The sequence below is a fragment of the Arthrobacter sp. 05T420 genome (assembly GCF_056396305.1).
Map to the genome: position 1 here is coordinate 122,934 of NZ_JBFTLG010000013.1, position 17,920 is coordinate 140,853.

Sequence of the window (17,920 nt, forward strand, 5' to 3'; positions counted from 1 at the left end):
CGAAGGAGGCAACGATGCCTACAGCTACTGCATTGAAAGCGGAAGAAACTTTGATCCACGTGCTGTGGATTAACGCCGGACTCAGCTGCGACGGTGACTCCGTGGCCCTGACGGCGGCAACCCAGCCAAGTGTCGAGGAGATAGCCCTCGGTGCACTTCCCGGACTTCCCAAGATCGCCATGCACTGGCCGCTGATCGACTTCGAATGCGGCCCGCAGCAGGGGGCCGACGACTTCCTCGAGTGGTTCCGCAAGGCGGACCGCGGCGAGCTGGAACCTTTCGTGCTGGTGGTTGAGGGGTCCATCCCGAATGAGAACCTGCACGCCCCGGGCGGCTACTGGGCGGCCTTCGGCAACAACCTCGACACCGGACAGCCGATCACCACCAGCGAGTGGCTGGACCGGCTGGCCCCCAAGGCGACGGCCATCATCGCGGCGGGAACCTGCGCGACCTACGGCGGCATCCATGCCATGGCCGGGAACCCCACCGGGGCCATGGGCGTGCCCGACTATCTCGGCTATGACTGGAAGTCCAAGGCCGGGATCCCGATCGTGTGCGTCCCGGGCTGCCCCATCCAGCCCGACAACTTGTCCGAAACCATGACGTATCTGCTGTACCAGGCCACCGGGCAGGCACCCATGATTCCCCTTGACGAGGCGCTCCGGCCAACATGGCTGTTTGGCCAGACGGTGCACGAGGGATGTGACCGCGCGGGATATTACGAACAGGGCGACTTCGCCACCGAATACGGGTCCCCGAAATGCATCGTCAAGCTCGGCTGCTGGGGACCTGTGGTCAAGTGCAACGTGCCCAAGCGTGGCTGGATGAACGGAATCGGCGGGTGCCCGAACGTGGGCGGTATCTGCATCGGCTGCACGATGCCGGGATTCCCGGACAAGTTCATGCCGTTCATGGACGAACCTCCTGGCGGCAAGCTGTCTACCGCGTCGGTCATGCCCTACGGCAAGACCATCAGGACACTGCGGAACATCACGAAGCACACGCTGGACCAGGAACCACGCTGGCGCAAACCCGGTAATGATCTGCTGACCGGCGCCAAGCGGACCTGGTAGGGACGCTAGGCAGAGAGGCAATGCAATGACTTCGACGATTCCGATGCCCCCGGCGGACGGTTCCGCGGGCGAGAACCTGGTGGAGATGGCCTGGGACCCGATCACAAGGATCGTCGGGAGCCTCGGCATCTATACCAAGGTCGACTTCAAGAACAATCAAGTGGTGGAATGCCACAGCACGTCATCGATCTTCCGCGGCTATTCCATCTTCATGCGCGGCAAGGACCCCCGGGACGCCCACTTCATCACGAGCCGGATCTGCGGAATCTGCGGCGACAACCACGCCACCTGCTCCTGTTACGCGCAGAACATGGCCTACGGGGTGAAGCCGCCGCACCTCGGCGAATGGATCGTAAACCTGGGCGAGGCCGCCGAGTACATGTTCGACCACAACATCTTCCAGGAGAACCTGGTCGGCGTTGACTACTGCGAGAAGATGGTCTCCGAAACCAACCCGTCGGTGCTCGCCAAAGCCGAGAACACGCCGGCCCCGCACGCAGGCGACCACGGCTACCGCACCATCGCGGACATCATGCGCTCGTTGAACCCGTTCACCGGGGAGTTCTACCGCGAAGCGCTGCAGGTCAGCCGGATGACCCGGGAAATGTTCTGCCTGATGGAGGGCCGGCATGTCCATCCCTCCACGCTTTACCCCGGCGGCGTGGGCACCGTTGCGACCATCCAGCTGATGACGGACTACCTCACGCGACTCATGCGCTACGTGGAGTTCATGAAGAAGGTCGTGCCGATGCACGATGACCTCTTCGATTTCTTCTACGAGGCCCTGCCCGGGTACGAGCAGGTGGGGCTGCGGCGCACCCTGCTGGGTTGCTGGGGCTCCTTCCAGGATCCGGAGTTCTGCAATTTCGCCTACAAGGACATGACGGAGTGGGGCCGGAAGATGTTCGTCACCCCCGGCGTCGTGGTGGACGGAAAACTCGTGACCACGGACCTGGTGCGGATCAACCTGGGAATCCGGATCATGCTGGGCTCGTCGTACTACGAGGACTGGGGCGACCAGGAAATGTTCGTCACCCGCGATCCACTGGGCAATCCGGTGGACCGCCGGCACCCCTGGAACCAGCACACCAATCCGCGGCCGCAGAAGCGCGACCTGGAGGACAAGTACAGCTGGGTCATGTCACCGCGGTGGTCTGACGGCCAAAGCAACCTGGCGCTCGATACCGGCGGTGGCCCGCTGGCCCGGCTCTGGTCGACCGCCCTCGCGGGACTGGTCGACACCGGCTACCTGAAGTCAACGGGCAGCAGCGTCCAGATCGAGCTGCCCAAGACTGCGCTGAAGGGCCCGGTGACTCTGGAATGGAAGATCCCACAGTGGAGCAACACACTGGAGCGCAACCGTGCGCGGACCTACTTCCAGGCCTACGCAGCCGCCGCGGCACTGCACTTCGCCGAAAAGGCCCTCGAGGAGATCCGGGCGGGCCGCACCAAGACCTGGGAGTCCTTTGAGGTGCCGGATGAAGCCATCAGCTGCGGCTTCACGGAAGCCGTCCGCGGCGTGCTCTCACACCACATGGTGATCCGCGACGGCAAGATCGCCAACTACCATCCCTACCCGCCGACGCCGTGGAACGCCAGCCCGCGCGATTCCGAGGGAACGCCGGGTCCCTATGAGGACGCGGTACAGGGCCAGCCCATCTTCGAGGAGAACGACCGCGATCATTTCAAGGGCATCGACATCATGCGCACCGTCCGCAGCTTCGACCCCTGCCTGCCGTGCGGCGTCCACATGTATCTAGGGGATGGGCAGACGCTGGACCTGCTGCACTCCCCGACGCAGTCGCTGACCGGTGAGTAGTCAGCCATGGACCGGGAGAATCTGTTGGGCTCGGCAGGTGAACGGATCAGTTCCCTCCTCGATGCGCTGGGTTCCGGCGGTCCTGTGGCCCGGGACCGGGCAGAGGAACTGGTCCGGCAGGTAACGGAGCTGTACGGTGCCGGGCTGGAACGGATCCTGCAAGTGCTGGATTCGCAGGGTGTGCTCGGCCCCGGAACGGTCTCCGCCCTCACGTCCGACCCGTTGGTGTCAGGCCTACTGCTGATCCACGGGCTGCACCCCGTGGACCTGCCCGGGAGAGTCGCGGGAGCCCTCGACTCTGTCCGGCCCTACCTCGGCTCGCACGGCGGGGATGTGGAACTGCTCGGCATCAGCGAAGAAGGCGTGGTCCGGCTGAGGCTCCTGGGCAGCTGCCAAGGCTGTCCGTCGTCGTCGGTCACCCTCAAACTCGCCGTCGAGGACGCCATTGAAACCGCGGCGCCCGAGGTGACCGGCATCGAGGTGGAGGAGGCGGCCCCCGCCTCCGTTCCTGCCCTGATCCCGGTCGGCGCCCTGCGCTCGCGGCTGGACGGGTTGGGCGGCCCGCCGGGCGCCGGCGCACCCGGCGACGCGCCGGAGTGGGCGGCCCACGGAGCCGCCACGCCGGCCTCCGGCGCATGGCAGGCGGTCCCCGCCCTCGCCGAGCTGGAGTCCGGAGGCGTCGCAGGGTTCCTGGTGGCCGGCGTCGAGGTGCTCACGTGCCGGATCGGCCCGGACGTTTACGCGTTCGTGGACCGGTGCCCCCGTTGCACCCACTCCATGCCGGGCGCCTCGCTGCAGCGGGCGCTGGCCGCCCCGGTAGGCGGCGGGCTGCTGCGCTGCCCGCACTGCCGCAGCCACTTCGACGTCCGGAAGGCCGGGGCCTGCCTCGAGGACAAGGCGCTTCATCTTGATCCCCTTCCACTGCTGCTCCGCGACGGTGTTCCCTCCGTGGCCGTCCCCACCACGGCGGAGCCGCTGTGACCAGCGGCACAGACCCCGGCAGTGCCGGAGTCAGCGGCGCCGGGATCAACAGGGCCGGGATCAACAGCGCGTCGGCGCTCGCCGTGCTGCGCAGGATAGCCTCCACCCGTCCGGCCCAGCCCGCCGGCGAGCGCTGCGAGATGTGTGCTGAGCCCATTGCGGAGGCCCACCAGCACGTGGTGGATATGGAGAGCCGCTCGCTGCTGTGCACGTGCAGGCCCTGCTATCTCCTGTTCACGGACTCGTCGGCCCAACTGCGCTACCGTTCCGTCCCCGACCGCTACTTTTCCTTCGAGCCCTTCGAACTCGGCCCTGCCCAATGGGACGAGCTGGAAATCCCGGTGGGCCTGGCCTTCTTCTTCTTCAACTCCGCTCTAGGCCGTACCGCTGCTTTCTATCCGAGCCCGGCGGGCGCCACGGAGTCTGAACTTCCCCTGAACGCCTGGGCATCGGTCCAGGCCGCCAACCCGGCCATCACCGTGCTCGCCCCGGACACGGAGGCCCTGCTGATCCGCTCCCCCGGCCCCGACCGGGAGCGGGCGGACTGCCATCTGGTCCCCATCGATGCGTGCTACGAGCTGGTGGGCCGCCTGCGGCGGGTGTGGAAGGGCTTCGACGGCGGCCAGGAGTCCCGCCAGGAGCTCGTCGGTTTCTTCGACCGGATCAGCAGCCGCAGCAGGCCCGCCCCCGCTCCGGCCGCAGCAGACCCGGAGGCACGCCATGGTTGACCTCGAATTCAGCGTGCTGGATATCGCCCCGGAGCTCTATGCGGCCGCACCCCAGCTGAGCGCTCGCCTGCGGATCCAGGAGCGAAGCGGTGCCGCCATCCATGCCATGGCCCTGCGTTGCCAGGTGCGGATCCTGGCCCAGCGCCGCGGTTACGACGCCGACGAGGAAGCCGGGCTGCTGGAACTCTTCGGCGGCCGCGGGCGGTGGCCCATCACGCTCAAGCCGTTCATGTGGATGCACAGCGGCGTTCTGGTCCAGGGATTTGCGGACAGCGTTGACGTGGAACTGCCGCTCCCCTGCACCTTCGACTTCGAGGTCTCCGCGGCGAAGTACCTGAACTCCCTGCGGGACGGGACCATTCCGCTGGAATTCCTCTTCTCCGGGACAGTCTTCACCCGCGGCGCGGCGGGCTTCGGCGTCGAGCAGATCCCCTGGGACCGGGAAGCCCGGTACGCCCTGCCCGTGGCGGCCTGGCGCGCGCTGATGGACGCGTTCTTCCCGAACCAGGGATGGATACGGCTGGACCGCGACGTCCTGGCTGCCCTGGCCAAATACAAGGCCGTCCACGGCCTGACGTCCTGGGAGGCCGCCATCGAGGGTCTGCTGGCCGGGGCGGGTGACCCGGTACCGTGAACGCCGGCCTCAGCCTGGCACGCGCCGTCGCCGACGCTGTCCTCTATGAGGGGTACCTCCTGTACCCGTACCGCGCCTCGTCTGCCAAGAACCAGGCGCGCTGGCAGTTCGGGGTGCTTGGGCCGCCGGGCGCTGCAGCCGCGGGCACCGGTGAAGAGCCGGACATGGCTGCCGACTGCCTCCTCGAGCCGGGACCCGTAGCCCGGGTGGACGTCCATCTTCGCTTCCTGCACCTACAGACTCGGTCCGCCGAGCGCGCGGATGACAGCGGTTTCACGCCTGTCGAAGAACTGACCGTCGGTGCGTCCCGGTGGCTCAGCTGGGACGAGGCAACGGATCAGGAGATCACGCTCGGGCCGTACAGCCTGGGCCAGCTTGCCGCGGGCGTGCGCGCGCCGCTCAACGTCCCGGCGTCCGAGGCCATCGAGCCGGTGTTGGATGCCGACGGCGCCACGGCCGGCCGGCTGGTGCGCCGGCGTCGGCACCTCAGCGGCGAGCTGCGCCTGATGGCGATGCAAGTGCCGACTCAGATGCCGGCGCAGGTGCCGGCCGCTGCCGGCAGCACGGCCGTGCCGGCGCATGGCCCTCTCTGGCGTCTCAGGGTCACGGTCGAGAACACGGCGGCGGCCACCGCCGACAAACGTTCCGCCATCGAGCTCTCGTTCATCGGTGCCCATGTCCTGCTCGCTGTCCACGATGCCGACTTCCTCTCGGTGATCGATCCGCCGGAGTGGGCGTCGTCCGCGGCGGCTTCCTGTCGCCAGCGCCGCTGCTGGCCCGTGCTCGCCGGCCCCAAGGGGCAGCGCGACGTCCTGCTGCTGTCCCCGATCATCCTTTATGACCATCCCGCGGTGGCGCCGGAGAGCACCGTGGAGCTGTTCGACGCGACGGAGATCGATGAAATCCTGACCCTGCGGGTGCTCACGCTGACCGATGAGGAAAAGGCGGAGGCCCGGTCAACCGATGCCCGGGCGGCGGCGATCATCGAACGCTGCGAAAACATGACAGCCGAGGAGCTGCAGCAGTTGCACGGCATCCTGCGGAACCCGCACACCGGTTCGCCGGGCGGACCCGGGACCTCCGGGTACGGAGACTTCCCCGGCTTTGCGGTCCCGGACTATTCAGATACGGAATTTTCCGGCCCCGAATTCTCCGTCCCCGAATTCTCCGTTCCGGGCGACGGTGCTGTTAACGAGACCACCGACGAGACCCGCGATGAGACCACCGGCGCCGATACGCCCTGGTGGGATCCGGCCCGGGACGCCGCCGTCGATCCGGAATCGGACACCGTCTTCATCGACGGCGTCCCGGTCTCTCGCGGCAGCCGGGTGAGGGTTGTTCCGCTGCGCCGCGCCGATGCCCAGGACCTCTTCTTCGCCGGGAAATCGGGGCGCGTCACAGGAGTACACTTCGACGTCGACGGCGGAACGCACGTCGCGGTGGTCCTCGAGGCCGACCCGGCGGCCGAACTGCAGGAATGGTACGGCCGATACCTGTATTTCGCCCCCGAGGAGCTCGTGCCGCTCACCGCGGCGCCGCCCCCGGATAACGGAAAGGAACCATCATCATGAAAGGTCTGGGCATCATGACCGTCGTGCTCCTGCTGGCCGCGGGCCTGGCAGCAGCCGTCGTCGGACTGCGTTCGATTCCTGACATCAAGCGCTACGTGCGAATTTCCAGGATGTGAGGCCCGATGTGAGCGGGGTTCTCGTGGCCGGCGTCGGGAACGTGTTCCTGAGCGACGACGGATTCGGACCGGCCGTCGCCCGCCGCCTGGCGGAGGAGGTGTCCGGCCTGCCCGGATGGGCGCCAGAGGACGTTCAGGTGCGGGACTACGGGGTCCGCGGGCTGCACCTAGCCTACGATCTCCTGGACGGGGTGGATGCGCTGGTGCTCGTGGATGTGCTTCCGGCCCCGGCGGACGGGAGCACCAGCGCCGGGGCGCTCCGGATCCTGAAGATCCGGGCGGAGGATCTGGAGCCTGGCGGCCCGCTCACGCCAGCCGGCCTGCCGGTCAACCCGGGGTTCGATCCGCATGGCATGGACCCGTTGGCTGTCCTGCGCCGCCTCCGCGTCCTGGGCGGATCGCTGCCCGAGACTTACCTGGTGGGTTGCATCGCAGGGCGCACAGACGACGGCATGGAACTGTCCGAGGAAGTGTCCCGTGCCGTCCCCGCAGCCGTGGAGGCAGTGCGCACCTTGGTCTCGGCCCGCCTATCGTCCGCGGACGCAGCGACTGCGAGCGCGGGCCCAGATGCTGCAGGGTGAGAAGAACAGGCTGAGGAGGATGCGCGGATGTGCTTGGGAATACCGGGCCGGATTATTGAAGTGATCGACGGCTACAACGGGCAACTGGCGCTCGTGGATGTGGCAGGCGTGCAGCGAAAGATCAACATCGGGCTTCTCGACGACGGTCCGTTGGAGTGCGGCACGTGGGTCCTGATCCACATGGGCTTCGCCCTGGAGCGTGTGGACCAGGATGGCGCCGACCGTGCGATGAACGGACTTGAGCTCATGGGCCGAGGCCCGGACCCTACCGACACCGTTCCCTAGCCTTGTTCCCTGCTCAGGTGTCCGGGGCTCACTGTCGGGATTCACTATCCGGGATTCACTGTCCGGATTTCACTGTTCCAGGGCAATCGCGGCACCGCGGTGCTCCACGCCGGAGTTGGCGATCTTGAGGTGGCGGGCAAAGTAGTGCTGGAGCCGGTGGAGCTGGCCGGGCGTCAGCCGGTCGCATACCCAGTCCCAATGGAGGGACACCATGTCGCCCGCCGTGAGGTCGGCGATGAACCCGGTCCCGGCCACGGCGTACTTGGCTGTCTCGACCACTGGCTCGCCGAGCGAGAGCGCTATTCCGTCCCAAACCAGGGGCCTTGAGCGCACCAGGGCGTTGTCCCCTTCGACGGCCACCACTTCGCCCCACCGGATGCGGCACTGGTCAAGGACGTTCAGTGCCGTGGATGAGCGTCGATCATCGCGCAGGAGTCCGAGCCACGGATAGATTTCCAGCACATGGAAGCTGTGGTGCGGCACGCCGCCGGCGATGACCCCTTCCATCAGGTGCGGAAACTGATGGCCGGTCCGTGCGCGGAACCTGTCCTCCATGGAATTGCCGATGCTGCGCACACCCACGGAGTCCAGCAGCGCGTTTCCCACCCAATAGGCCTCCACCACCCCGTAATCAAGCGGGTCCGGGTTGCCTGTGGCACCTGCGATGAGCTCCAGGTACGGCCACGCACCGGCGAACCCCTTGGCAAGTTCGCGCAAGCCCGCGTCGGTCACCCCGGACTGGCCGTAGTGCAAAAGCGCATCGCTGTCAGGCGGTCCGCAACTGCCCCGCGAATTCGGCGGATATGCGTACCGGACAAAGAGTTGAGCGCCGTTGACTTGCATCCCGTGGCCTCGTTTCACAGGGGATAAGTGCGAGGCTAGCACCGCCCCCGACCACTAACAATGCCCGAGTTACATGCATTGACACCCCTGCGCATTCGGCAGATGCTGTGAGGGAATGCCGTCCCGGGATCATTGGTGTTGCCGGCGCGGAGCGGATGGCCGCCGCTGTGCGGTCCTTCCCGGGAGGTAGGCCGATGAACATCCCCGAAGCCAACCGACGATCAGTACTGGCAGCGGCCCTCTACGGCGGAGGGGCGCTGTTCTTGGCTTCCTGTGCCCCGGGAAGCGCGTCGCCACAGTCGCCGTCGGCAGGTACGGCACAGTCTGGCACGGCACCACCGAATTCCGCCTCCGGTTCGGCCGGGATCCAGGTGACGGACCAGCGCGGGACCGTGCTGAGTTTCGACCGTCCGGTCACCCGCGTCGTGACCATCCCCATGCCGGCCGCCTCTCTACTGGTCGCCGTCGACCAGGGCGCAAGCCATCTCGCCGGGATGCACAACGCCTCCTGGGCCGCCATGCGCGACGGCATCATGGGCACCATGTACCCGGAGGCCCTGAATATCCCGCACGACATCGCCACGACCGATTTCACGCCCAATGTCGAGAGCATCCGGGCTCTGAACCCCGACGTCGTGGTCCAGTGGAGCGATGCGCAACTGACAGCCTCGCTGGAACAGGCAGGAATGAAAGTCCTGGGAATCACCAACTCCGGGACGCAGCAGGACGTGGACACCTGGACCTCGCTCTTCGCAACGATGCTGGGGCAGCCGGACCGCGCTGTGCAGATGAAGGCGCGCAGTGACGAGCACCAGAAGTCCATTCAGGCCGAGGCCGCCTCGCGCGCCACCGGCGGCCCGGGCATCATCTACTTCAACAGGTTCAGTGGCGGGCTCAAGGTCGCCGGAAACGGCAGCTACAACGACTTCTACATCAAGCTCGCCGGCGCACACAATCCGGCAACCGGCCCGCAGGGGCTCCAGGGCAAGGGCATGGTGGGCGTGGACGTCGAACAGGTCCTGGCCTGGAATCCGGAGGTCATTCTCCTCGGGAACTTCGACGAAGCAATGCCCGGGGACCTCTACGGCAACCCGGTGTGGCAAAGCGTGTCCGCCGTGCGTTCCAAGCGCGTCTACAAGGTCCCGCTGGGCGGATACCGCTGGGATCCCCCCAGCCAGGAATCGCCGCTCATGTGGCGTTGGCTCAGCGACATCAGTTTCCCCTCCGGCAACCGGTCCGCGCTGCGGGACGAGACGAGCGACTACTTCGATTTCCTGTACCGCCACCGGCCGTCAGCGCCGGAAATGGACAAGATCCTGTGGACTGACGTCAATGGCGCCTCGGCCAACTACCGGCAGTTCGATGCTTCGTGAGGCCCAGCCTCTGACCACGGGATACCTTGGCGGCCGCCGCGGACCAGGGCTGCGCCAGGTTCTCGGGCCCTGCCTGCTCTCCCTGGCCGTCCTGGCCGCAGTGTCGGCCCTTGCACTCGCCAGCGGCCGGTACAACGTGTCCCTCCCCCATGTCGCGGAAATCCTGGCCTCCCGGGTATTTCCAATCGGATCAACCCTGCCCGCGGCTGAGGAAAACGTGGTGCTGCTGGTCAGGTTGCCCAGGGTCCTGCTGGCCCTGCTGGTCGGTGGTGGCCTCGCAATCGGCGGGGCCGCGCTGCAGGCTGTGTTCCGCAACCCCCTGGTCAGCCCTGAGGTCATCGGCGTTTCATCCGGGGCCTCCTTCGGGGGCGCCCTGGCCCTGTTGCTGGGACTGGGTCCCGTGGCCCTCGTGGGCGGATCGTTCGGCTTCGGGCTGCTGGCACTGGCCATCGTCTTCCTCATCACCTCCGGCCGGGGCGGGGCCCACATCCTCATGGTCGTCCTCGGGGGTATCGTCACGGCGTCGTTCTTCTCCGCTTTGGTGGCCCTGGTGACGTATCTGGCGGACCCGTTCACCACCCTTCCCGCGATCGTCTTCTGGCTGCTTGGCAGCGTCTCCACCGCTACGTGGGGGAAGGTGCTCGTGGCCCTCATTCCGATCGCCGCCGGCGGCGTCGTCCTGCTGGCGCTGAGGTGGCGGGTCAACGTCCTCTCGCTCGGCGACGACGACGCCACGGCCCTGGGGCTCCGGCCGCGGCCGCTGCGCTGGACGGTCCTCTCCGCCGTGGCCCTCATGGTGGCCGGTGCCGTGGCCGTCAGCGGGGTCATCAGTTGGGTGGGGCTGGTCATCCCGCACCTGGCGCGGATGTGGGTGGGCCCGGACCACCGGGTCCTGCTGCCGGTCTCATTCCTGCTCGGCGGGGCGTACCTCGTCGCCATCGACACCATCGCGCGCACCGCCACGGCCGGCGAAATCCCGCTGGGCGTCCTCACCGCGCTGATCGGGGCACCAGTCTTCTTCGTGCTGTTGCGCCGGAACCGGGAGAGGATCTGGGACGGTGCTTGAGCTGCGCGGGGCCGGGTTTGGCTACTCACCGCAGAACTGGGTGTTCAAGGATCTGAGCTTCTCGGTGCCGCCGGGCACCGTGACTGCGGTTCTGGGACCAAACGGCAGCGGCAAAACGACACTGGTGCGCTGCGCGGCCGGCCTGCTGGCAGTACAGGAGGGGGCGGTGCGCAGGTCCGAGACGGCCGGATACGTTCCGCAGGCCCGCGGCAGCACGTTCGGCTACCCGGCCCTGGACATGGTGGTCATGGGCCGTGCCCGCCACATCGGCGTCTTCCGGTCCCCCGGCACCCGGGACCGGGCTGCCGCGCTCCAGGCCATGGACCGGGTGGGGATCGCGGCCCTGGCCGACCGGCTGTTTCCCACCCTGAGCGGGGGCGAGCAGCAGCTGGTCCTCATTGCACGGGCCGTCGCGGGCGGTTCGCGGCTCCTTGTCCTGGACGAGCCGTCCACCGGGCTGGACCTGAAAAACCAGGTCCGGGTGCTCCAACTCCTGAGGGAACTCGTGCGGACCGGGATGTCGCTGCTGGTGAGCACCCATCACCCGGACCACGCCCTGTTCCTCGCAGACTCGGTGGTCCTCATGGGCGCCGAGGGTGTGGTGACTGGTCCTGCCGGGCCGCTCCTCGCCGATGCGCAACTCTCGGCGTTGTACGGCGTCCGCGTCAGCACCCTGAACTACGACGACGCCGGGACGCCCCGCCGGACGGTGGTCACCCCCTTCGGCACAGATTTCGGCGCGGACGGGGGCTGATTCGAACGCCGAAGCGCCCGGCAGCTGAGCTGCCGGGCGCTTCGGGCGTCATCTAGCGGTGGTGTGTCCGCTCAACTTGGGCCGTTGTTGAACGACGGCCATTGTTGAACGACGGGGTTCAGAGACAGGGTTCAGGCGTGCGCCAGGACCGGCTGTGCCGGTTCTTCGACGGTGTCCTGTACACCGCTGTGGCCGGCGAGCATGGTCTCTTCGTCAAACGGTTCGGCACCGGCGAGGACACGGTCCACGCGTTCGCCGTCGATCTCCTTGACCCAGGTGCCGATCAGCACCGTGGCGACGGCGTTGCCGGTGAAGTTGGTCAGTGCACGAGCCTCGGACATGAAGCGGTCGATGCCGACGATCATGCCCACGCCGCCAAGCAGCTGAGGGGCATGCGCCTGGAGTCCGGCGGCCAGCGTGGCCAGGCCGGCGCCGGTGACGCCGGCGGCACCCTTGGAGGCGATGATCATGAAGACCAGCAGGGAAACCTGGGCGCCCAGGTCCAAGGGCGTACCCATGGCGTTGGCGACGAACAGCGCGGCCATGGTCAGGTAGATGGCGGTGCCGTCCAGGTTGAAGGAGTAGCCGGTGGGGACGGTCACGCCGACCACCGGCTTGGACACGCCGAGGTGTTCCATCTTCGCGATCAGGCGGGGCAGTGCGGCCTCGGAGGAGGACGTGGAGAAGATCAGCAGGTATTCGCGGCCGAGGTACTTCATGAGCTTGAAGATGCTGACTCCGGTGACCACCTTGAGCAGGCCGCCGAGGATCACGACGATGAACAGGGCGCAGGTGATGTAGAAGGCGCCCATCAGGGTGGCCATGCTGATGATGGCCTGGAAGCCGGTGGCACCGACGACGGCGGCGATCGCACCGAAGGCTCCGACGGGGGCCAGCCACATGATCATGATGAGGATGCGGAATACCAGGGCCTGCCCGTAGCCCACGGCCTTGAGGATTGGGGCTCCCTGCGGGCCCATCTTCTGCAGGGCGAAGCCGACCAGGATCGCGGCGAGGAGCGTCGGCAGCACGGGAATGTCGCCCGGGATGATGCCGAGCAGGAAGTCAACGGTGCTGTCGACCGCCGCCTTCTTGTTCGGATCGTAGGGCGCGAGGTTCAGGCCCTCACCCGGGTGGATCAGGTTGCCCACTACGAGGCCGATCGCCAGGGCAAAGGTAGACATGACCATGAAGTAGACGAGGGCCAGTCCGCCGACCTTGCCAACCGTGGCGGCCTTGGCAATGGAGCCGATGCCCAACACGATCGTGCAGAAAATCACGGGGCCGATCATCATCTTGATGAGTTTGATGAAGCCGTCGCCCAGCGGCTTCAGGGATTTGCCGACCTCGGGAAAGAGCAGGCCGACAACGGCGCCTGCAACCACGGCGACGATGACTGCAATGTAGAGGTAGTGGGACTTGTCCAGTCCCTTGCGCTTCTTGGCCGTCGTTGCGGCCGGTGCTGCCGACTCTCCTCGTTGAGAGGCCATGGTGTTTCTCCTTGGATAGGCTGGACTTTCGTGAGGCCCACTCTGTGGTCCGCTCGGTCCGTTCTTGCGTGTACCCCCATCATTGATGACAAGGTGACGCGCATCACCCTTGCGTTCATATTGGTCATGGAAGGTGTTGATGATCCACCGCTGGAGCATCGCCCGCAGGCTGTTTGCGGCCAATCTGCTGTTCATCGTGGCGTTGACGGCCATCGTGGGCACGGCCACGTTCGTCGATGCACGCGATCAGGCCTATGACGAGGCCGGACGCCGGATGGCAGGCATTGCCACCACGGTGGCCGACGCGCCCTTCGTCCTGCAGGCGGCGAGCGCCGCCGACCCGTCAGCCCTGCTCCAGCCGTATGCCCTGAAGGTCATGAACGATGCCGGCGCGGATTTCGTCACGATCATGGCCCCGGACCGGACGCGGTGGACCCATCCGCGCAATGAGGAACTGGGCAAGCCATACATCGGTTCCATCGACGCAGCCCTCAACGGCCAGGTTTTTACGGAGGTCACGACCGGAACCCTCGGCCCGTCTGTGCGCACCATCGCCCCGGTCAAAGATGCGGAAGGGAAGGTGCGGGCACTCGTGGCCGCGGGCGTGACGGTCCGGACGGTAGATGTGGCGGTCTCCGGCAGGCTGCCGGCGGTGCTGGCCATCGCCCTGGCGCTGCTGGCAGGTGGTTCGCTGGCATCCTGGCTGCTGGGGCGGTATCTGCGCCGGGTGACCCGCGGCTGGGGACCCGAACAGCTCGGCCAGCTCTTCGCGTACTACGAATCAGTGCTGCATTCGGTGCGTGAGGGCGTGATCCTCATCGACCCGCAGGGCAAAGTGGTCATGTACAACGACCAGGCCGCCGACCTGCTGGGGTTGCCGAAGCAGTCAGCCGACGGCGCTGCCGCTGCCGGGACGGATGCTGCCAGTACGGCCGCCGGCGCAGGACGCGGGCGCCAGACCGCGCCATCCCTCGCGGACTTGCCGCTGGCACCCAGCCTGAAGGAACTCTTTGAATCCGGACGGACGGCGCTCGACGAGATCCATCTGACCGGCTCCCGGGTCCTGGTGGTCAACCAGGGCCCTGCGGTGGGCCCTGCATCCGCCACAGGCCGCCAGCGGGGAGCGGCTTCCGGTGCCCACGTGTACGGAACTGTCGCCACTATCCGCGACCGCACCGAAATCGAATCCCTCGGCAGCGAACTCGAAACCATGCGCACGCTCTCGGACGCCCTTCGGGCCCAGACCCACGAGCACGCCAACCGCCTCCACACGATCGTCTCGCTCATGGAACTGGGCCGGGCGCCCGAGGCGCTGGACTTCGCCACGAAGGACATGGAACTGAGCCAGCGGCTGACGGACGACCTCGTAAGTTCCATCGAGGAACCCGTGCTCGGTGCGCTGATTATGGGCAAGGCAGCCGAGGCGCACGAACGCGGCGTCGAACTGACCTTGAACACGTCGGGTTCGACGGCGGTGACCGGACTTGCCGTGCAGGACCTCGTGGCCATCCTCGGGAACCTGCTGGACAACGCGATCGACGCCGCGGCCGAGGCCCCGGCGCCCCGGCTCGTGGAGCTGACCGTCGAGACCACCGGGACCGCCCTCGAGATCACCGTGGAAGACAGCGGCCCCGGCATCGACCCCGCGGCCGTGGACGACGTCTTCCGTCACGGCTTCAGCACCAAGGCGCCGGGGCCTTTCGGGCGCGGCCTTGGGCTGGCCTTGGTCCGCCAGGCCGTGCAGCGGCTGGGCGGTACCATGACAATCACCAGCCCGGCCGGGGCGCTGTTCCGCGTCACGCTGCCGACCACAACACCGCCGGTCACAAAAGAGGGACAGCCATGAGCGACATCCGGGTGCTCGTCGTCGAAGACGAGCCCATCGCCGCTGCGGCGCACGCCGCCTACATCGAAAGGCTGGACGGTTTCACCCTGGCGGGTTCCGCGCCGGACGGGCAGTCCGCCCTTCGCCTGCTCACGGACTTCGCGGCGGCGGGCAACCCGGTGGAGCTGGTGCTGCTGGATATGAATCTCCCGGACCTGCACGGGCTGGACATCGCACGCCGGATGCGGGCGGCCGGGCTCTTCGCGGACATCATCGCCATCACCGCCGTGCGGGAACTGAACATCGTCCGCAGTGCAGTGGCCACCGGTGTGGTCCAGTACCTGATCAAGCCGTTCACCTACGCAACGTTTGCAGACAAACTCGCCAGCTACCGGCAGTTCCGCGAGCAACTGGCTTCGCCGGTGACCGGCGTCGCAGGATCCCGGGCGTCCCAAAGTGATGTGGACCAGGCCTTCGCCAGCCTGCGCGCCCCCTCCGAAGTGTCGCTGCCCAAGGGCCTGGCCGTATCCACGCTGGAATCCGTCCAGGACTACATCAAGGACCAGGACGGGGCGGTCTCCGCCAGCGAGGTCATGGAGGCGCTCGGCATGTCCCGGGTTACCGCCCGGCGCTACCTCGAATACCTCGCCGACGCCGGAACGGTTTCCCGGGCCGCCCGCTACGGTGCCCCCGGCCGGCCGGAGAACGAATACCGCTGGACTCGGCCGCGGCCCTAACAGTACAATCTAGGGCCGCGCCGCCGTGGTTCCAGTCATTGAAACGACACTTGGCGGCAATGATTCCCGGAAACATTGCCGCCAAGTGTCGTCTCGACGAGGGACTCACTCCGGATTGGCGGGGCGCAAGGTTTCGAGCAGCCGGTCGATCACGCCGGCGTCCTCGATCGTGGACGGCACGACGTAGGTCTCGCCGTCGGCGATCTGCCGCATGGTCTTTCGCAGGATCTTTCCGGACCGGGTCTTGGGCAAGGCCTCCACCACGGTGACGTGCTTGAAGTCCGCCACGGCCCCGATGTCCCGCCGGACCAGGGCAATCAGGTCCTTGGCCAAAACGTCCTCGGGTATGTCCACCCCGGATTTGAGGACCACGTAGCCGCTGGGACGCTGGCCCTTGAGGGGATCGGAGAGGCCGATCACCGCGCATTCGGCGACCGCCGGGTGTTGGCCGATCACCTGTTCCATGGCGCCGGTGGAGAGCCGGTGTCCGGCGACGTTGATGATGTCGTCGGTTCGGCCCATGACAAAGACATAGCCGTCCCCGTCCCGGTAGCCGGAGTCGCCGGTGGCGTAGTAGCCCTCGAACGCCTGCAGGTAGGAGGAGATGTAGCGTTCGTCGTTGCGCCACAGCGTGGTCAGAGTGCCGGGCGGCAGGGGCAGGCCCAGGACGATGTTGCCTTCCGTGCCGGCCTCGACGTCGCCGCCCGCGCCGTCGACGATGTTGAGCCGGAAGCCGGGCATCGGGACGCTCGGCGAGCCAGCCTTGATCGGCAGCCCGTCGAGGCCGCGGGGGTTGGCGCAGATGGCCCAGCCCGTCTCCGTCTGCCACCAGTGATCGACCACCGGAACGCCGAGGACCCGGGAGGCCCAGTGGAAGGTGTCGGTGTCCAGCCGCTCGCCGGCCGCGAACAGGGTCCGCAGGCTGGAAATGTCGTAGTTGTCCACGAGCTGGCCCTCGGGGTCGGCTTTCCGGATGGCACGCAGTGCCGTGGGCGCGGTGAACAGCACATTGACCTTGTGGTCCTGGATGACCCTCCAGAACGCGCCGGCGTCGGGCGTCCCCACCGGCTTGCCTTCGTACAGCACCGTGGTGGCGCCGGCAAGCAGCGGCCCGTACACGATGTAGGAGTGACCCACCACCCAGCCGACGTCCGAGGCGGTCCACATGACGTCCCCGGGGCCGACGTCGTAGATGTTTTCCATGGTCCACTTCAGGGCCACGGCATGGCCGCCGTTGTCCCGCACCACGCCCTTCGGCGCCCCGGTGGTGCCGGAGGTGTAGAGGATGTACAGCGGATCTGTGGCCGCCACAGCCACCGGCGCGGCAGGCTCGGCGTTGGCCATCTCGGCGTCCCAGTCGAGCCAGCCGGACTGTTCGGCCGGCGTAGAGGCCGCCATCGAGGCCGCAGTGGAGGCGAAGCCTTCCCTGGCCTTGACCAGCACCGGAGTGTCCGTGGCGCCGGCGATGCCCAGGGCCTCGGCAACGGCGGGCAGGTATTCAATCCGCCGCGAGGGCTCGATGCCACCGGACGCCGTGACCACCGCGGCGGGTGCGGCGTCGCGGATGCGGGCGGCGAGCTCCTTGGGGGCGAACCCGCCAAAGACCACCGAGTGCACGGCGCCGAGCCGTGCGGTGGCCAGCATCGCGATCACGGCCTCGGGGATCATCGGCATGTAGATCACCACGCGGTCGCCCTTACCAACACCGCTGCGGCGCAGGACTCCGGCGAACCGGGCCACGAGGTCCGTCAGTTCCGCATACGTGTAGCTCTGCTGCGTGCCCAACATCGCCGAGTCGTAGACCAGGGCGTCCTGCGCGCCCCTGCCCTGGGCGACGTGGCGATCGAGGGCGTTATAGGACGTGTTCAGGACACCGTCGGGAAACCAGTCGTAGAGCGGTGCCCGGCTGGGATCGAGGGCCTGCCTCGGTGGCGTCTGCCAGGAGATCCCGTCCGCGGCCTCCAGCCAGAACTCTGCGGGATGATCCAGGCTCCGTTCGTAGGCGGCCTGGTAGCTCTTGGTGACCATGACGTACATCCTGTCC

Annotated in this window: 17 protein-coding genes; 14 read left to right on the forward strand and 3 right to left on the reverse strand. The window is 67.3% G+C overall.

Features of this window, described 5'->3' with window-relative positions; translation table 11 throughout:
• Positions 1-14 precede the first annotated feature (14 nt).
• From AC1DEM_RS13935 to AC1DEM_RS13975, 9 genes are read left to right on the forward strand one after another with little or no spacing between them, the layout of a single operon-like run.
• The gene (locus AC1DEM_RS13935) at positions 15-1,073 is read left to right on the forward strand and encodes an NADH-quinone oxidoreductase subunit B family protein (protein ID WP_476884911.1); all 1,059 of its coding nucleotides are present in this window, start codon (positions 15-17) and stop codon (positions 1,071-1,073) included.
• Positions 1,074-1,098: 25 nt separating this feature from the next.
• Positions 1,099-2,892 carry a nickel-dependent hydrogenase large subunit gene (locus tag AC1DEM_RS13940; protein WP_476884912.1) on the forward strand — a complete coding sequence of 598 codons (1,794 nt, stop codon included), beginning with the start codon at positions 1,099-1,101 and terminating at the stop codon, positions 2,890-2,892.
• Between the two features lie 6 nt (positions 2,893-2,898).
• A complete protein-coding gene (locus AC1DEM_RS13945) occupies positions 2,899-3,873 on the forward strand; it encodes a NifU family protein (RefSeq protein ID WP_476884913.1) in 975 nt (324 codons plus the stop codon).
• Complete coding sequence (locus AC1DEM_RS13950; protein WP_476884914.1) at positions 3,870-4,601, forward strand: DUF5947 family protein; 732 nt, start codon at positions 3,870-3,872, stop codon at positions 4,599-4,601. The genes AC1DEM_RS13945 and AC1DEM_RS13950 overlap by 4 nt, the downstream gene beginning before the upstream one ends.
• Positions 4,594-5,235: a DUF6084 family protein gene (locus AC1DEM_RS13955; protein ID WP_476884915.1), complete on the forward strand. Its 642-nt coding sequence runs from the start codon at positions 4,594-4,596 to the stop codon at positions 5,233-5,235. Before AC1DEM_RS13950 ends, AC1DEM_RS13955 begins: the two co-directional genes overlap by 8 nt.
• Positions 5,232-6,806 (forward strand): hypothetical protein, encoded by a 1,575-nt coding sequence (locus AC1DEM_RS13960; RefSeq protein ID WP_476884916.1) that lies wholly within the window; start codon positions 5,232-5,234, stop codon positions 6,804-6,806. Before AC1DEM_RS13955 ends, AC1DEM_RS13960 begins: the two co-directional genes overlap by 4 nt.
• Entirely contained in the window at positions 6,803-6,922 is a 120-nt protein-coding gene (locus AC1DEM_RS13965; RefSeq protein WP_377988209.1) for a DUF6893 family small protein, read from the forward strand. Before AC1DEM_RS13960 ends, AC1DEM_RS13965 begins: the two co-directional genes overlap by 4 nt.
• Before the next feature lie 8 nt (positions 6,923-6,930).
• Positions 6,931-7,503 (forward strand): hydrogenase maturation protease, encoded by a 573-nt coding sequence (locus AC1DEM_RS13970; RefSeq protein ID WP_476884917.1) that lies wholly within the window; start codon positions 6,931-6,933, stop codon positions 7,501-7,503.
• A gap of 27 nt (positions 7,504-7,530) precedes the next feature.
• Positions 7,531-7,788 (forward strand): HypC/HybG/HupF family hydrogenase formation chaperone, encoded by a 258-nt coding sequence (locus AC1DEM_RS13975; protein WP_476884918.1) that lies wholly within the window; start codon positions 7,531-7,533, stop codon positions 7,786-7,788.
• 69 nt (positions 7,789-7,857) lie between these two features.
• Here the strand turns inward: AC1DEM_RS13975 and AC1DEM_RS13980 are convergent, their stop codons facing one another.
• Complete coding sequence (locus AC1DEM_RS13980; RefSeq protein WP_476884919.1) at positions 7,858-8,631, reverse strand: DUF6390 family protein; 774 nt, start codon at positions 8,629-8,631, stop codon at positions 7,858-7,860.
• Between the two features lie 194 nt (positions 8,632-8,825).
• Here AC1DEM_RS13980 and AC1DEM_RS13985 point away from each other — a divergent pair, with 194 nt between their 5' ends.
• The 3 genes from AC1DEM_RS13985 to AC1DEM_RS13995 are packed head-to-tail and all read left to right on the forward strand — an operon-like array spanning position 8,826 to position 11,824.
• Positions 8,826-10,004: an ABC transporter substrate-binding protein gene (locus AC1DEM_RS13985; protein WP_476884920.1), complete on the forward strand. Its 1,179-nt coding sequence runs from the start codon at positions 8,826-8,828 to the stop codon at positions 10,002-10,004.
• Positions 9,994-11,070 carry a FecCD family ABC transporter permease gene (locus AC1DEM_RS13990; RefSeq protein WP_476884921.1) on the forward strand — a complete coding sequence of 359 codons (1,077 nt, stop codon included), beginning with the start codon at positions 9,994-9,996 and terminating at the stop codon, positions 11,068-11,070. Before AC1DEM_RS13985 ends, AC1DEM_RS13990 begins: the two co-directional genes overlap by 11 nt.
• The gene (locus tag AC1DEM_RS13995; protein ID WP_476884922.1) at positions 11,063-11,824 is read left to right on the forward strand and encodes an ABC transporter ATP-binding protein; all 762 of its coding nucleotides are present in this window, start codon (positions 11,063-11,065) and stop codon (positions 11,822-11,824) included. The genes AC1DEM_RS13990 and AC1DEM_RS13995 overlap by 8 nt, the downstream gene beginning before the upstream one ends.
• Positions 11,825-11,955: 131 nt before the next feature.
• Here the strand turns inward: AC1DEM_RS13995 and AC1DEM_RS14000 are convergent, their stop codons facing one another.
• Positions 11,956-13,314 (reverse strand): cation:dicarboxylate symporter family transporter, encoded by a 1,359-nt coding sequence (locus tag AC1DEM_RS14000; RefSeq protein WP_476884923.1) that lies wholly within the window; start codon positions 13,312-13,314, stop codon positions 11,956-11,958.
• Positions 13,315-13,453: 139 nt separating this feature from the next.
• Here AC1DEM_RS14000 and AC1DEM_RS14005 point away from each other — a divergent pair, with 139 nt between their 5' ends.
• Positions 13,454-15,160, forward strand: coding sequence for a sensor histidine kinase (locus tag AC1DEM_RS14005; protein ID WP_476884924.1), 1,707 nt, complete (start codon positions 13,454-13,456; stop codon positions 15,158-15,160).
• A complete protein-coding gene (locus AC1DEM_RS14010; protein WP_476884925.1) occupies positions 15,157-15,876 on the forward strand; it encodes a response regulator in 720 nt (239 codons plus the stop codon). Before AC1DEM_RS14005 ends, AC1DEM_RS14010 begins: the two co-directional genes overlap by 4 nt.
• A 105-nt stretch (positions 15,877-15,981) precedes the next feature.
• Here the strand turns inward: AC1DEM_RS14010 and AC1DEM_RS14015 are convergent, their stop codons facing one another.
• Positions 15,982-17,904 (reverse strand): AMP-binding protein, encoded by a 1,923-nt coding sequence (locus AC1DEM_RS14015; protein ID WP_476884926.1) that lies wholly within the window; start codon positions 17,902-17,904, stop codon positions 15,982-15,984.
• Positions 17,905-17,920: the final 16 nt, after the last annotated feature.

What these genes read in the sequence shown, in the direction of transcription:
- AC1DEM_RS13935 (WP_476884911.1), top strand. Translation starts at nt 15, where the DNA reads ATGCCTACAGCTACTGCATTGAAAGCGGAAGAAACTTTGATCCACGTG.
- AC1DEM_RS13940 (WP_476884912.1), top strand. Translation starts at nt 1,099, where the DNA reads ATGACTTCGACGATTCCGATGCCCCCGGCGGACGGTTCCGCGGGCGAG.
- AC1DEM_RS13945 (WP_476884913.1), top strand. Translation starts at nt 2,899, where the DNA reads ATGGACCGGGAGAATCTGTTGGGCTCGGCAGGTGAACGGATCAGTTCC.
- AC1DEM_RS13955 (WP_476884915.1), top strand. Translation starts at nt 4,594, where the DNA reads ATGGTTGACCTCGAATTCAGCGTGCTGGATATCGCCCCGGAGCTCTAT.
- AC1DEM_RS13965 (WP_377988209.1), top strand. Translation starts at nt 6,803, where the DNA reads ATGAAAGGTCTGGGCATCATGACCGTCGTGCTCCTGCTGGCCGCGGGC.
- AC1DEM_RS13975 (WP_476884918.1), top strand. Translation starts at nt 7,531, where the DNA reads ATGTGCTTGGGAATACCGGGCCGGATTATTGAAGTGATCGACGGCTAC.
- AC1DEM_RS13980 (WP_476884919.1), bottom strand. Translation starts at nt 8,631, where the DNA reads ATGCAAGTCAACGGCGCTCAACTCTTTGTCCGGTACGCATATCCGCCG.
- AC1DEM_RS13985 (WP_476884920.1), top strand. Translation starts at nt 8,826, where the DNA reads ATGAACATCCCCGAAGCCAACCGACGATCAGTACTGGCAGCGGCCCTC.
- AC1DEM_RS13990 (WP_476884921.1), top strand. Translation starts at nt 9,994, where the DNA reads ATGCTTCGTGAGGCCCAGCCTCTGACCACGGGATACCTTGGCGGCCGC.
- AC1DEM_RS14000 (WP_476884923.1), bottom strand. Translation starts at nt 13,314, where the DNA reads ATGGCCTCTCAACGAGGAGAGTCGGCAGCACCGGCCGCAACGACGGCC.
- AC1DEM_RS14005 (WP_476884924.1), top strand. Translation starts at nt 13,454, where the DNA reads ATGATCCACCGCTGGAGCATCGCCCGCAGGCTGTTTGCGGCCAATCTG.
- AC1DEM_RS14010 (WP_476884925.1), top strand. Translation starts at nt 15,157, where the DNA reads ATGAGCGACATCCGGGTGCTCGTCGTCGAAGACGAGCCCATCGCCGCT.
- AC1DEM_RS14015 (WP_476884926.1), bottom strand. Translation starts at nt 17,904, where the DNA reads ATGGTCACCAAGAGCTACCAGGCCGCCTACGAACGGAGCCTGGATCAT.